Genomic DNA, 13,908 nt, shown 5'->3' with positions numbered 1-13,908 from the left:
CGACGTTACACGATCGGCGCGCCCGGCACTACGCGAGCCGCGTCGCCCGCCTCGAGCTCGCCTTTCGCGGGGCTCGCCGCCGCATCGATGATCGAGCGGAGCGTGGGCATCACCTTCGTTCCGCCGAGCACTTCGGAGAGGATCGTGCCGACGTCTTTGCCCTTGAAGAGGCTCACGAGGTTCATGTTCCCCGCGACCTCGGTCAAGAGCAGCTTGTCGCCGAGCCCGACCATGGCCTCGACGAGCTGCTTCTGCACGGCCTGGCGCTCGGCCACCGTCGCGCTCGATTGCACCTCGATGAGCTTGATTTCGAGCTCGCGCAGCCGCGCCACGTAGGCGAGCTCGACCTCGTGCGTGATCCGTTGCGCCTCGGCCCGCGCCTCCGCGTCTTTGCGGAAGCCGTCGAGCATCGCCGCCTTCTCCTCGTTCTCCCGCGTGAGCCGGGCTTTTTGCGCATCGGCCTCGCGCGCGTCCGCGAGCGATTGCCGCTCCTTGTTCACGGCCTCCTCCTCGCGCGCCTTCGCGAGCGCCGCCTCGTGCGCGAGCTTGCGCGAGAGCTCTTCGAGCTTCGCGCCGCGCACCCGCGCCTCGGCGAGGAGCTCCTGCGTTTGTCGTTCGACCTCGGCGCGGAGCTTCGCCGACGCGAGGGCCTCCTGCGCTTTTCGATCGCCGATCGCGAGCGTGACGCTCTCGGTCTGCACCTTCTGCATGAGCGCAGCGACCTCGCGGTCCTCGATCTCCGCGCCGAGCACCTCGACCTCCGAGAGCAACGTGCCGTTTTCCGTGAAGAGCCGCCCGGGCCGCGCGCCGTCCTTGCGCTCGCCGAGCAGCGTGTCGCGAAACACCGCGGGGAGCTCGGGCCAGAGCGTGGAGAGCGACATCGTGCGGCACTTGCCGCGCACGATCGAGCGGAGGCGATCCACGATGAACTGGATGTAGTTCTCGTGGTTGAACCATTTGTCCTTGTGGTCGGGGAGGAACTCGACCGAATACGAGACGCGCACCGAGATCTTGACGAAATCGGCCGTCTCCACGGCGATCTTGTCGGAGATGCGGTTGCCCACCGTGCGCAAAAAGCACGTGCGGAGAGGGTCTTCGTCACTCTTCGGCGTGCCCGTCGAGAGCGAGAGCGAGGTGAGCGACTCCTCGTAGCCGAGCAGCGTCACACAAGGCCCTTCCACGACGCGGCGCGAATTCGCGCTCGTCACGAGCACGGCCGTGTTGTTCGGCACCATGATCGAGAGCGCCCAGGGCGTCGTGATGGCCCGCTCGGTCTCCTTGTGCGGCTCGTTCGAGGCGATCCACAAGTTCCAATCATCCGCGGGCACCGTGCGCGTGACCTGCACTTCCTTGCGTGGATCGACGAGGTACGATTGTTTGCCGCGCACGAGGCGCACCTCGCCGGTCGCGAGGTCCCGCACGTAAATGCCGCTCTTCTGGTCGATGCCGATCGCCTCGATGAAGACGCGGCTATGGTCGTTCCCCACGACGGCCTGGCCGGTCTCGGGCGAGAGGCACTCGATTTCGTTGAAGGGGACGAAAAAGGTCGAGACGCCCGTGAGGAGGAGCTCGTCGCCGGGGAAATACTCTTCCTTCGCGAGCTCGAAGCCGCGGGGCAATTTCGCCGCGAGGTCCGCGCGCTTGATCGGCGCAATGACGCGGAGCCAGAGCGCGCGCTGCGGCAGAAGCTCGTACGCGTCGTAGACACGATTGCGCGAGCCGAGGGTCATGAACGTGTCGTACGGACCCGGGAAGACACGCGCGGGGCCGACCTTGATCTCGCGCTTGCCGTCGGCGTCGACGATCACGCAATACTCTTTTTCGCCGAGCACGACCGCGCGGCGAATGAGGCGCGCCTGCCGCGCATCGGCTTCGAGCGCGCGACGAACCGCCGACGATGCGAGCAAATCCTGCACCGCCGCGGCCCCGATCTTGGCCTCGGGCGCCGGGGCCGCGGGCGCGGGCGCGGCCTGCGGCGCGGGCGTGGTGGGCGCAGCCCCCTTGCGTCCGCGCATGCGCGCCGATTGATCGATGAACTGGTTCGGCACCTTGCTGCGCGCCTGGCCCCGGAACGCGGTCGACTCGTCGTCGGCCGCATATTCCTCCGCCAGGGCCGTCTCCTCGCCGCTCTGCGCGAGCACCTGCCGCGCGATCGCCGCGCTGATGGCCGCGCCGCTGTCGTCGATCGAGGTATCCGGCACGATGTCCACGCCCGTCGGCGGGATGTAAAACTGCGTGTCGAGGCCACGAATCACGATGAGCTGCCCGCGCTTGAGCGCCGCGGGCTCCACGGCGCCGACCGTGGTCGTCGGCTGCTCGTCGAGGTTCTCCGCCGTGGCCCGCGTGATCGCCGCGGATCGCGACGTCACCTCATGATACGGCGCATTCTTGTCGACCTCGCCGTACACCTTGACGACGAGGTATTGATTCGAGGCGAGCTCGTGCGCGTCGCGCACGTCGGCGCGCTGGCCGGGGCGCAGGTAGAAGCTGCACGGGCCGGGGATCATCGAGCGCGTGCCATTGCGGAGCGGGCGCGACTCGTTGCGGCCATTCTTGAAGCGGCCGTTCGGTCCGCTGTCGCTCTCCAGGAGCGGGTTGAAGAGGACCGCGTACTGGTTGTCCCCGAGCTCCACCATGCTTTGTGGTTTGCCCGTGGTGTCCTCGCGGAAACCGCCCATTCCGTCGTCGATGACGACCCGATCGGCCGCGGTCGGCGAGACCATCGTGGGACCGACGTGCAAGGTGACCTCGCCCTTGTCGTCGTCCTGGACCCACAAGAATTGCCGTTCGGTGACGGGTATCTTTCGGCTGGTTCGTTCCATGTCCCCTGCTCTTCCTCCCGAAGGCCAAAGCCAGCACCTCAGGGGAACACGGATCGTGCCAGCCGAAAAGGGCCGCAATCAGCGCCGCGTCGCGCGGAGCCTGCGCCGTTCTGAAACGGCGGCGCTCTTTTCTGGAGCGATCGGGCGGGCGATGCGGCGGCCCTGCGGCAACGGCCGCTCCCCCAGGCTCTCGGCGCGCTTCTTCTTGGCGATGAGCTCCGCGAGCTCGTCCCGCGTGACGCCGAGCCGCGCGGCCGTCTTGTGCGCGAGCGAAGTCTTGGCGACCCCCGGCCGGAACCCGTACGTGGGGCGCTCGTTTTCGTCGAGATCGACTTGCAAAAATTCGAGGTGCGGGACAGGCGGCTCCTCTTCGAGGTGCGTCGCCAGCGTGAGGAGGTGCGTGGTCAAGAAGACCGGCGATTTCAGCTCCGGCAGGAGCGAGATCACGAGCCGCGCGATCTCTTCGCCCTCGGAGGGGTTCGTCCCGGAGCAGAGCTCGTCGAGCAGCACGAGCGAGCCGAACCCGAGCTCCTCGAAGAGCCTGCGGATCCGGAGCAGCTCCATGCCGAGTTGTCCCTCCGGCTGATCGCTGCGCGCCTCCTCGATGAGCGAGACGAACATGCCACCGAGCTGCGGCAAGACCGCGCGCTCGGCCGTGACGAAGAGCCCCGCCTGGCCGAGGAGCTGCGCGAGGCCGATCGACTGGAGCAGGCGCGTCTTGCCGCCCGAGTTCGGCCCCGTGACGATGACGACGGCATCCCCGTGGGCCGTCGCGAGGTTCGAGGGGACGGGTTTTCCTTTGCCGGCGAGGAGGAGCGGATTGTAGAGGCGATCGATCGCGAGCCCGGCCTCGCCGGGGGGCACGAGCTCGGCGAGACAAACGGGCAAACCCTTGTCCCGCGCGAGGTCCGCGAGCCCGAGGCCGGCGAGGTAAAACTCCATGTCGCCGAGGAGCTGGACGAAGAGCGAGACGGATCGCTCGAGGCCGCTGAAGACGTCGTCGAGCAGGCGCTCGGTGACCTCGCCGGGCGTGACGCGATATCCGCGCAAGAAGAGGCGGAGCCGCGAGAAGAAGCGAGCGATCGCGGAGGTGTGGAGGGGGTTCTCCTGGTTTTCGCGGATGCGGACGATCTGGAAGGTGCGCAAGGTGCCGTCGACGCCGACGCGGACCCGAAGGTCGACGGTGCCGAGGTGCCGCTCGTGATCGAGGAGGGCCTCGAGGCGCTTGTACGCCTCGCTCTCCTTCACGGCGAGGCCAAACGCGCGGATCCGCGCGACGCCGGAGCTCGCGCCGTCGAAGGCGCCGGCGAGGTCCTCGACGACCTCCTGCACGGACCGGAGGATTTCGAGGCGTCGATGCGTATCGCCGCCGCGTCGCGACCCGCCCTCGGAGCAGAAGGCCGCGCGCAAGGTGACGAGGCGCTGGTAGACGCGCTCGAAGTCGCGGCGAAGCTCGGGCTTTTCCGAGAGCTCGGCGAGGATGCGCTGGCGGAAGGCGACGACGCGGAGGTCGGTCGGCGGCTCGGAGATGGCGCGGAGGAGATAGGGCAAGCAAGGCGTGACGGCGCGCCCGCCGATGCGGATGCGCAGCGCGCGCGTGAGGAGGTCTTCGAGGAAGATGTCCCGCTCGAAGTCCTTGCGATCCCACGTCGAGGACGGGAGCGCGGCCACGGCGAGGACACGCTCGAAGGCGTCCGGGGAGGTGCCGAGCGCGAAGGCGAAGGCGAAGGTCTGGTGCAGCTCGTCGAGATCGACGCGGACTTCGGCCTCTTCACAGAGGAGATCGGGGACAGGGACGGCGTCCGCGGCGGGAGGGGCCTTCGAGGTCATCGCGAGGGAGAGGGATGGTACCTCGGAGACGCTTCCGCGATCGACGTTGTCACGAAACGCGTCCGTCACCCGATGATCCCGAAGCGCCATGACCGACATGAAGATCACCTCCGCTCGGGTGCTTGGAACTTTGGGGCTCGTTTTGTTCCCGGCTTGTTCTGTTTCGGTGGGGGGCACCGCTCGGCCCGCCCAAGGCGAGGTTCGCGATGCGGACATCGCCGTGCCTTCCTCGACGCCCCCCACCCCCCGCGTGCTCGCCTCCACCGCGAACGTCATCTCTGTTGGTTTTCTGGAACCCGTTCGTGACGAACCGGCGGTGCCTCTTTGGCCGGCGGGGGAGAGGTCGAGCAAGTTGCCCAGCGGTTTGTTCAATCCGATGCCCGAGGGGGTCATCGCCGGCTACCGGGCCGATACCGGGCTCGACGTGATGGGCATCAAAAAGCCGGTGTACGCGATTGCCTCGGGGTACGTCGATTACGCCGAGGCCGGACACACGCTCTGGACCGGGCCGCGTGATACGCCTTATTGCGTACGTATCGAGCTCGATACCCCGATCCCCTACGGAAACCGCAAGATCACGCACATCTATTACGCACACCTCTCCGAGCTCGCGCACGTGCAGCCCGAGGGCAAGAAGCCGCGGACGCGGATCGAGGGGGGCGATCGGATCGGGACGTCCGGCGTGGCGAACGGGAGCTGGCACCTGCACCTCGGCTTCCTGCTGGACGGCGAGGTGGAGCAGTACTGGGGGACGTTCCTCTTCGAGGACGAGATCCGGAAGGTGATGGGCGATTATCGAAAAGGCGCGCGCTTGCCGAAGGAATGAATCGTCAGTAATAAAACGCGACGATTCCTTCGCCCTTCGCCGCCGCCTGGCTGAGCCAGCCCCGCACGGCCAAGATCGCTTCCTTTATGTAGTCCTCTTCCGCGCTGATCTGGATCTCCCCGAAACGCTTGTTTCCCGCCACGACCTGCTCCGGGCTCCAGTAGCCCGTGGAGGGAAAATCGTTCGGGGTGGGGAAGACGCAGAGCGCTTTGCCGAGATGGAGATCACGGAAGGGCAAGGTCTCGTCGAGCCCTGATTGTTTCCAGCCCTCCTCGACGGCCTCCATGTACGACCAGCGGATCGAGGAGAACCTGCTGTTGTCGAGGTACCGGCCGAAGTGCTCGACGATCCGCTCGTAGGCATACGCATACATGAAGCCGTGCCCCTTCTCGGGGACCGTGCCCATGATCAAGGCCTTCACCGCGTCGAACGGCGTCGGCGCGCCGCCTGCAATCTCGGATTTGAACCAGTCCGCCTGCTGCGCGAGCCGCTCCTTGAACCGGCCGCAGATCTGCCGCCGCAGCTTGTCGTCGCCGCTGCCGAAGACCGGCTTCAGTTTGTCGAACTTGACCGCATACACCATCAAGCCGTAGCTCACTGTTTTTCTCCTACCGGATGCGGCCGCGCGCCGCGATGGGCCATACCTCGACGAGCCGGTCGTCGTCGATCACGTGGAAATGGTCGTGCAGGTTGATCGTCGTGTCGCAGTGGCTCGGCACGAGCAGGACCCTGTCGCCGACCCGCAAATCGCTGCCCGCGCTATCGAGTTCGATCCGGCCGTGCTCGTCGCCCGCGAATAAGTAGCGCGCGCCCTCGATGCCCCGCACCCGTGGCGGGCCGCTGTCGCTCGAAAGCGCCTTCATCCCCGCGTCCACGATCACGTCCGTCGTCCGCGTCCGGCTCACCACCGTGCTCAGGACGAACAGCGCCTGCTCGAATCCCACGCCCTGCACCGTGCCGTAATGGTCGTCCATCACGACGTACGAGCCAGGCTGGATCTCGGTGATGCCCGCCGCTTCGAGGGCGAACGTCGACGTGCCCGTGCCGCCCGTCGAGACGATGTCGAGGGGCAAACCCGCGCCGCGAACGAGGTCCGCCGTGTCCGTGAGTTTTTTCATCGAGGCGCGCCAATGCAGCTCGCGCTCGTCGCGGTTCTGCACGTGCTGCAAATGTCCCTCGTATCCCTGGAGCCCGACGAGCACGAGGCCCGGCATCGTCGCCACCTGCCGCGCGAGCGCGAGCGCCGGCTCTCCCGGCAAGACGCCCGTGCGTCGCTGCCCCACGTCCACGTCGACGAGCACCGGGATCTTCAGGCCGGCACGCGTCGCCGCGTCGGAGATCGCCCGCGCCGCGCCCGCGTCGTCCACGACCGTGAGGACCAGGCCGTGCCGCGAGAGCGCGATCAGACGGTCGATCTTCGTGCGCCCGACGATCGGCGTCGACACGAGCACCTCGGGGATCCCCGCGCGGATCATCACCTCGGCCTCGCCGAGCTTCGCCGCCGTGACGCCGATCGCGCCCGCCGCCATCTGCTTGTGCGCGAGGAGGGGGCATTTGTGCGTTTTCACGTGGGGGCGCAGGCGCACCGAGCCATGGATGAGCCGATCGGCCATCGCGCGGATGTTCCGCTCGGCCGCCGCGATGTCCAGGATGAGCGCGGGCGTGTCGATCTCGCCGAGCGCCTGGCCCCTCGTCCATTCGAGCATGGTTGGTTCGTCCTCCTCCGTGCCGCGTTTCGGTCGCGAGCTACACCCCCATGTGCGCCGCGAGATCGAGGGTCCGCCTGTGTTCGGGGACGAGCTCGACGAAGCTCCGCCGATGCGCAGGCCGCGTGAGCAAGGCCGCGCGCTCCTCGATGCGCCGCCTCGCGATGGAGAGCGCGCGCCGCGCGCCCTCGGTGTCGCCCGTCGCAGCGAGCGACTCGGCGAACGCGAGCCGCACGAGCCCCTCGCCCTCCTCGGCCGCGCCCCCGCGCGCCGCGAGCGCGCTGATCGCCTTCTCCGCCATGTGCAGCGCTTCCCGCGCGCGACCCCGCAAGAGCTCGACCATCGCGAGCACGCCTTGCGCATACGCGTGGAGGGGCAAACCCGCGAGCGCGTCCGCGGCCGCGCGCGCCTCGGCGTCCGCGATGTCGAGCTTGCGCGCATAAAGCGCGGCGATCGCGAGGTAGATGCGCGCGCCGGCTTCGAGCCTGCGGTTTCTCTGGAGGATGGCGTCGCGGATGCTGCGCGAGAGGAGCGTCTGGGCCTCGTCGAGCCGGCCCGTGTGCGCCAGGGAGAAGCCGAGGTTCTGCTGGGCCGCGCTCACGATCTGCGAGAGCCCCTGCGCCTCGCTCGCTTCGAGCGCGGCGCGCGCGGCGAACTCGGCCTCGACGTAGGCGCCGATCGCGTTGAGCAGCGCGGCCTGGTTCGAGCGGTGGAGCGCGACGCTGCGCAGATCGCCGATCTCCGTGAAGGCCTGGATGACCTGCTCCACCGCGGCGACCGCGCCGGCCGCGTCCCCCATCGTGTGCGCCCGCAGCGTGTCGACCTCGTGCAGGCGCGCGCGTGTGGACGGCTCCCGCCGCGCCTCCTCGTGCCCCGCCGCGAGCTCGTGCAGCGACTCGGCGAGGTCATGTCGTCCGAGCACGTACAATGCGGCGGCGACGCGCGCGCAGGCGGTGATCTGTGTCGGCCTCGGTGAGGCCTGCGGCGCGGAGACGACCTCGGAGAGCGCCGCCGCCACGGGGTCGAGTGTGCCCGGATCGCCGAGCGTCGTCGCGCACGAGGTGACCTCGCTCGCGGCCACGCACCAGGCGTCGGTGCCGCGCGGCAGCACGGTGAGCGCGCGCTCCGCTTTCCGCATGGCCTCGACGTTCTCGCCGCGCCACCTGTGCGCCTCGGCCTGGATCACGAGCAGGCGGCCGAGATCGTCGCCGAGCGCGCCGCAGTCGATCCCGCGCTCGGCGCAGGACAGGGCCTTGCCGAGATCGCCGCCGAGGAGCGCTTGCTCGGCCGCACGCGAGAAATGCGTGATCGCTTTGTCGAGCTGACCGGCGCGGAAGAGGTGCTCGGCGAGGCGTGTCGGATCGGGCTCTCCGGCCGCCACGAGGCGGCGCGCCGCGAGCTTGTGCCCGAGCACGCGATCCTCGTCCGTGAGCATCGCGTACGCCGCCTCGCGCACGTAGGCGTGCCGGAACGAGTACATCTCCACGACGTTCTCGTGCCGCGTGAGGCTCACCTCGCGAAGCTCCAGAAGCTCGCGCGTGCAGAGCTCGCCGAAGAGCTCGGCCACGTCGCGCGTCTCCTCGCCGAGCAGCGCCGCCACGTCGCCTTCCGTGAACACGTCGCCGTAGACGCTCGCCGCGCGGAGGGCCCTCCGCGCGCGTGGATCGAGCTCTTCGAGCGTGCCTTGCACCATGGCGATCACGCTCTCCGGCAGCGCTCGATCGCGGCCACGCGCGGCCGCGCGCACGAGCTCCTCCAGGAAAAACGCGTTGCCGCCCGCGCGCTCCACGATCTGCGTGATCACCGTGTTCTTCGCCCGCGGCCCGAGCGCCGCGCGCGCGAGCCTCTGGCTGTCGCCGTCCGCGAGCGGCGCGAGCGAGATCGTGAGCGGCCCGCGCGCAGCCCAGAGGTCCGGGAACGTCCGCGCGAGCTCGGGCCTGCCGAGCGCGAGCACGACGAGCGGCGAGCGCTGCGCGAGCGCCGCATCGATGAGGTTCAAGCTCGGAAGATCGCCGAAATGCAGGTCTTCGAGCACGAGGAGGAGCGTGCCGGCGCGACACTCGGCCACCACGAGCTCCTCGAACGATCGGCGGATCCGGTCGCCCAAGAGCGTCGCGTTGCGCCGCGCCGCGACGAGGCCCGGGCGGCCCTCGTCCTCGAAGGGCAAACCCGCGGCCTCGCCGAGAAACTCCGCCACGGACGCGGCGCGGATCGGATCGAGATAACGGCCGACGCGCGCTCGGAGCTTGCGCCGCGCGACCTCGAGCGGCTCGCCCGCCGTCACGTTCGCCGCCCTCCGCAGCGCCCGCGCGAGCAAGCCGAACGACGAACCCGCCGCGATCGGATCTCCCTGTCCGATCCAGATCTCCACCGGCCGGCCTCGCTCGCCGACCCAGCGCAAGAGCTCGTGCCGCAGGCGTGACTTGCCGATCCCCGCCTCACCCGTGACGATCACCGCCTGCGGCGCCCGCTCGCGCTCGGCCGCCTCGAAGATGCGCTGGATCGCGGAGAGCTCCATGTCGCGGCCGACACACGGCGTGGGCCTGCCGAGCAGCGTCCGCGCGGGCTCGCCGACGTCACGCTCGCCGAGCAGGAAGAGGCCTTGCTCGTCGCCGCTCACGTCGAAGCGCGCGCCGAGCAGGCCCGCAGTCACGTCGTCGACCGCGATCGCGTCGCGCGGCGCGCGCGAGAGCATGGGCAGGAAGGGCTCGATCGTCGAAGGCGCCGGCGCCTCGCCTGCGCTCTCCGCCGCGACGATCGCCGAGCGCTCGCCGTCGACCCGATCCGCGAACGCGAGCGCGCATTTCGCGGCCCGCGAGGCCTCGTCCGTGGCCGCGCCCGAGCCGTGGAACGTGACGAGCAAGTGCCCGTCGAGCAGCTCGTCGACCGTCCCGCCGAACCCCGCGGCGACCTCTTCGAGCGAGGTTTTTCCCGCGGAAGGCGCGCCAGGCGCTTCCGGCAGCCGCACGATGAGCACGCAGCGGACGCGCCTCTCGTGCGCTCCGAGTGCGCCGGCTGGCAGCGATACGGCTTCGATCGTGGTCTCGTCGAAATCCGCATCGAGCGACCGCTCGATCTCCAGCGCGAGCGCGCCCGCGTTCGCCGGCCTTTCGGCGGGCGCGCGCGCGAGCATCCGCGCGAGCAGCGCTTCGAGCCACGGCGGCGCGTCGGGCCGCATCGTGCGTAGCCTCGGCGCGTCCTCGACGACCACGCGCACGAGGTACGCGAGCGAATCACCGCCCTCGAAGAGCCGCTTGCCCGTCAGCGCGTGCAGCATCAGGCAGCCGAGGGCGAACACGTCCGCGCGCGCGTCGAGGCTCTGCGCGCCGCGCGCTTGCTCCGGCGCCATGTAGCCCATCGACCCGAGCAAGACGCCTTTTTGCGTCAGCTCCTTGGTGGCCCCGCCGAGCCGCGCGATGCCGAAATCGATGATCTTCGGCCGCTCCAGATCCCCGTCGAGCAGGATCACGTTCCCGGGCTTCAGATCCCGATGCACGATCCCGCGCTCGTGCGCGATCGCGAGCGCCTCCGCGAGGCGACGTAGCAGCCGCACCGCGCCGTCGATCGGCAGGGTTTGCCTCTGGATGCGCCGGTCGAGGCTCTGCCCCGAGGCCCACTCCATCGCGATGTAGGGGAAGCTTCCCTCGCGGCCGTGCGCGACGTACCGCACGATGCCGGGGTGCTGGAGGGCGGCCATGATCTCCGCCTCGCGTTCGAAGCGCTCGACGTTCGCCGCTTCTTCTTCGAGCAGGACCTTGAGGGCGACGACCTCGCCCGTCGTGCGGTCGGTCGCACGAAACACGCGGGCCATGCCGCCTTGGCCGACGACTCCTTCGACGACGAACCGTCCGTCGACAACCTGGCCCGGAAGCATGGGGCGCCAAGTATCGGCGCAAAGTTCGACGCGGTCCATCCCCACGAAAGGGGCGGATATTCGTGACTCGCGTCGAATTCTTGCTGGGATCGTCCAGGGCGCCCCCGGCCCCACGCGTCGCGGGGGCCGGGAGGGCAGGAGGAGGGTGCGTCCTGTAAAACTACGGGTTTTCCGGCGGCGAGATGTGGATGCCGCAACGATAGAACGTGCTCGAAACCTCGGCGTCCTGCGAGGCCGCCTCGACCTTGAGCTTCAGGCTGGTGACGCCGGCCGGCACGTTCACGTCCTGGAGGAAGAGGTCCTTCGTCTCGCTCTCCGTGCCGATGCCGCCGGTGATCGGCATGTCGTTCGCGCCGAGCACCGAGACCTTGAGCCCACGCAGGCCCGAGCCCGAGCGCTGGCCGCCGCAGGCGACGCTGATCGTGGCGGATCCCGCGGGCACGTCGACCGAGTAGTAATCGATGTCCGTCGGGGCCGCGTCCAGGTCGCCGTCGACGAAGTAGCTCGTCGTCGTGCCGTTCGGCGTGGCCTTCAGCGCCTCGGGCATGTTGGCCGCGTCGTTCGGCCCCACTTCGAGCGGGTTCGAGCCCGTGCCGCCGTGGTTCACGAAGTAGAAATCGTTCTCGCCAGCCGTCGAGCCCGCCTTCCGCGTCATGAAGAACAGGTAATCGGTCCCGAGCTCGCAGGGCACGGCGATCTGCGCGGGCGTCTGGCCCGACGTCACGTCGACCTGCGCGAGCTTCTTCGTGGGATCCGCGGCCGTCGTCACGTACGCGATCACGCCCGCCGTCGCCGTCGAGCCGCTGCCTGCGGTGCCGCCCGGATAGAAGTCGAAGTTGCAGACGGGGCGATCGCCCATGACCTTCACGGCGTCCGCCGGGACGTTGAACTTCCAGATGTCGACGTCGGTCGCGCTGCTGTACCCGCCCCACTGGAGCGAGAGGTAATAATTGCCGCTCTGCGCGTTCTTCGAATACTCGATGGCCGTGGCCTCGGCGGCCGCGTCGTTCGGCTCCGCCTCGGCCGCGATGCTCTCGAGCGACGCGTCGAGGATGCCCGCGCCGACCGCGTAGTCGTACGTGGTGATGTCGGCCGAGGGCGCGCAACCCGGCTGCCCGCCGACCCACACGTTGCATTCGGTGACGCGCATGCAGTACTCGTCGTCGTCCGACGCCGGGAGGATCGTGTAGAGCGCGCTGTCGTTGCTCGAACGCGGGAACGGGTCGTCGTTCTCCGCGATCTGCACCCACTGCCCGCCCTGCTTCTTGTAAAGCGTGAGGACGAGATCCGGGTACGTGTTGTCGAATTCGTCCGCCGGGGGCTTCGCGTCCGTCGAGATGAGAATGGCTTGGCCCTTCGCTCCCTTGAACTTGTAGAAGTCCTCGTCCGTATCGATCGGGTCGAGGGTGTCCTGCAAACCGGGGTCGTCGAGGAAAAGCTCCGCCGCGGTATCGCAACTGATGTTCGAGTCGGCCGTCGAGCCGCCCGAGCCCGATTGCGCGACGCTCGACGAGCTCGAGCTCGAGCTCGAGCTCGAAGCGCCGCCGGCTCCGCCCTCGCCGCCGCCGCCGGTGGTGTTCGAACCGCCATCACTGCAACCAGCGCTGGCCGCGAGCACGGAAAGCCCGGAAGAAATGACGAGCCCAAGCAAAACGTTCCTGCGCATGAGACCTCCACGAGAGGCCCCGGGTGCACGGGCTTGACGCCGCGCCGCGCGCCCAGGACCGAAGAGGAACGATTCTTACAGCCCTCGGCCGGACGCATCAAGGGCGAAAAACCGCTTCGACGCGTGCTGCTTCCGCTCGTGGTTCGATTTTCTTGCAGTGGGCGGGGACCGATAATTTCTTAACGCTCGACGGGCATTCCCATCGCCCGGCGCACGTCGTCGAACGCGGCCGTGAAGCGGCCATCCTTGCCGCGTAACACGAGCGGCGGCTCGATTTCCGGGGCGCGAGCCGCGGCAGGGCGGCGCATGACATACACCGAAAAGAGTGGGTCCTTGCCCTCGCGCGGGACGACGTCGCGGTAGCGCTCGAGCACGAGCCCGGCGCCCACGGCCGCGGCCTCCACGCGCGGGCGCTGGCGCGAGGCCGCGCAGCCCACGAACGGCGCGTCCTCGGCGAGCAGGCGCGCCGCGGCGAGGGCGTAATCCTCCACGCCGCCGCGCCATTCGAAGCGGCACGGGCCGCATTGCACTTTGCTCGACTCGATCCCCGTCCCCTTGGGCAGATACGGTGGCGTGCCCGTCACGAGGTCCGCGCCTTCGAGGCCCTCGGTCGTCGCCGCATCACGCAGATCGCCGAAACGCACGGCGCACCGATCGTCGACGCCGTTCCAGGCGAGCGATCGCCGCGCGAGGCCAAAGCTCACGTCCTGCGCCTCGACGCCCGTCACGCGTGCTTCCGGGAAGGCCCACGCGACGAAAAGGAGGACGGTGCCGATGCCGCAGCCGAGGTCGACGGCGCGGCGCGGGGGCGCATGGCGGAGCTGCTCAATGGCGTACCAGGCCGTGACCAGGTCGTCGGCCGACCAGCGGTGACCGTCGACGCGCTGGAGAATGCGGAAATCACCGGCCAGGTAGCAGAGGTCCTCGCCGGGGCCGGGCCAGACGTCCTCGCGATCGGGCGTCCGCGGCTGCGGGCCCGGAGCGATCCAGCCGGCGGGGCGGCGCGCGGGGCGCACGATCCCCGAGCCCTTGGGGGCGAGCTGGTCAGAGTCGGATGCAGGCAGCATGGGGGCCCTTGTCTACCACGAGGGCGCGGGGCGGCGCCATTCCAACGTCGCAGAAATGATCGGCCGGAGACGGACTCGAATGGGTTCGTCGATGCTGCGGAGGGTCTCGGAGCGCGG

The 13,908-nt window shown here is 69.2% G+C and carries 8 protein-coding genes; 1 reads left to right on the top strand and 7 read right to left on the bottom strand.

What is annotated here, in order from left to right; all coding sequences use genetic code 11:
• Positions 1–5 precede the first annotated feature (5 nt).
• Both QHF84_RS18230 and QHF84_RS18225 read right to left on the bottom strand, forming a co-directional pair.
• A complete protein-coding gene (locus QHF84_RS18230; protein ID WP_281314597.1) occupies positions 6–2,822 on the bottom strand; it encodes a hypothetical protein in 2,817 nt (938 codons plus the stop codon).
• A 78-nt stretch (positions 2,823–2,900) separates the two neighbouring features.
• Positions 2,901–4,751: a DNA mismatch repair protein gene (locus QHF84_RS18225; RefSeq protein ID WP_281314596.1), complete on the bottom strand. Its 1,851-nt coding sequence runs from the start codon at positions 4,749–4,751 to the stop codon at positions 2,901–2,903.
• A 217-nt stretch (positions 4,752–4,968) separates the two neighbouring features.
• Between QHF84_RS18225 and QHF84_RS18220 the strand changes: the two genes are divergently transcribed.
• Complete coding sequence (locus QHF84_RS18220; protein WP_281314595.1) at positions 4,969–5,478, top strand: M23 family metallopeptidase; 510 nt, start codon at positions 4,969–4,971, stop codon at positions 5,476–5,478.
• 4 nt (positions 5,479–5,482) lie between these two features.
• Here the strand turns inward: QHF84_RS18220 and QHF84_RS18215 are convergent, their stop codons facing one another.
• The 5 genes from QHF84_RS18215 to QHF84_RS18195 all read right to left on the bottom strand — a co-directional run bounded on the left by QHF84_RS18215 (position 5,483) and on the right by QHF84_RS18195 (position 13,791).
• Positions 5,483–6,076: a hypothetical protein gene (locus QHF84_RS18215; protein WP_281314594.1), complete on the bottom strand. Its 594-nt coding sequence runs from the start codon at positions 6,074–6,076 to the stop codon at positions 5,483–5,485.
• Positions 6,077–6,086: 10 nt separating this feature from the next.
• Positions 6,087–7,184 carry a DSD1 family PLP-dependent enzyme gene (locus QHF84_RS18210; protein WP_281314593.1) on the bottom strand — a complete coding sequence of 366 codons (1,098 nt, stop codon included), beginning with the start codon at positions 7,182–7,184 and terminating at the stop codon, positions 6,087–6,089.
• A gap of 40 nt (positions 7,185–7,224) precedes the next feature.
• Positions 7,225–11,058: a serine/threonine-protein kinase gene (locus QHF84_RS18205; RefSeq protein ID WP_281314592.1), complete on the bottom strand. Its 3,834-nt coding sequence runs from the start codon at positions 11,056–11,058 to the stop codon at positions 7,225–7,227.
• Positions 11,059–11,218: 160 nt separating this feature from the next.
• The gene (locus QHF84_RS18200; RefSeq protein WP_281314591.1) at positions 11,219–12,724 is read right to left on the bottom strand and encodes a hypothetical protein; all 1,506 of its coding nucleotides are present in this window, start codon (positions 12,722–12,724) and stop codon (positions 11,219–11,221) included.
• 179 nt (positions 12,725–12,903) lie between these two features.
• On the bottom strand, positions 12,904–13,791 hold the full coding sequence (locus QHF84_RS18195) for a methyltransferase (protein ID WP_281314590.1): 888 nt from the start codon (positions 13,789–13,791) through the stop codon (positions 12,904–12,906).
• Positions 13,792–13,908: the final 117 nt, after the last annotated feature.

Source organism: Polyangium sp. y55x31 (genome assembly GCF_029946505.1).
Classification (GTDB): Bacteria; Myxococcota_A; Polyangia; order Polyangiales; family Polyangiaceae; genus Polyangium.
The sequence above is the reverse complement of the archived record's forward strand: the minus strand, read 5'-3'. Positions and strand labels throughout refer to the sequence as shown.

Bases quoted from the DNA above. Each gene is read 5' to 3' on its own strand.
- QHF84_RS18230 (WP_281314597.1), bottom strand. From the start codon at position 2,822: ATGGAACGAACCAGCCGAAAGATACCCGTCACCGAACGGCAATTCTTG.
- QHF84_RS18225 (WP_281314596.1), bottom strand. From the start codon at position 4,751: ATGTCGGTCATGGCGCTTCGGGATCATCGGGTGACGGACGCGTTTCGT.
- QHF84_RS18210 (WP_281314593.1), bottom strand. From the start codon at position 7,184: ATGCTCGAATGGACGAGGGGCCAGGCGCTCGGCGAGATCGACACGCCC.
- QHF84_RS18205 (WP_281314592.1), bottom strand. From the start codon at position 11,058: ATGCTTCCGGGCCAGGTTGTCGACGGACGGTTCGTCGTCGAAGGAGTC.
- QHF84_RS18200 (WP_281314591.1), bottom strand. From the start codon at position 12,724: ATGCGCAGGAACGTTTTGCTTGGGCTCGTCATTTCTTCCGGGCTTTCC.
- QHF84_RS18195 (WP_281314590.1), bottom strand. From the start codon at position 13,791: ATGCTGCCTGCATCCGACTCTGACCAGCTCGCCCCCAAGGGCTCGGGG.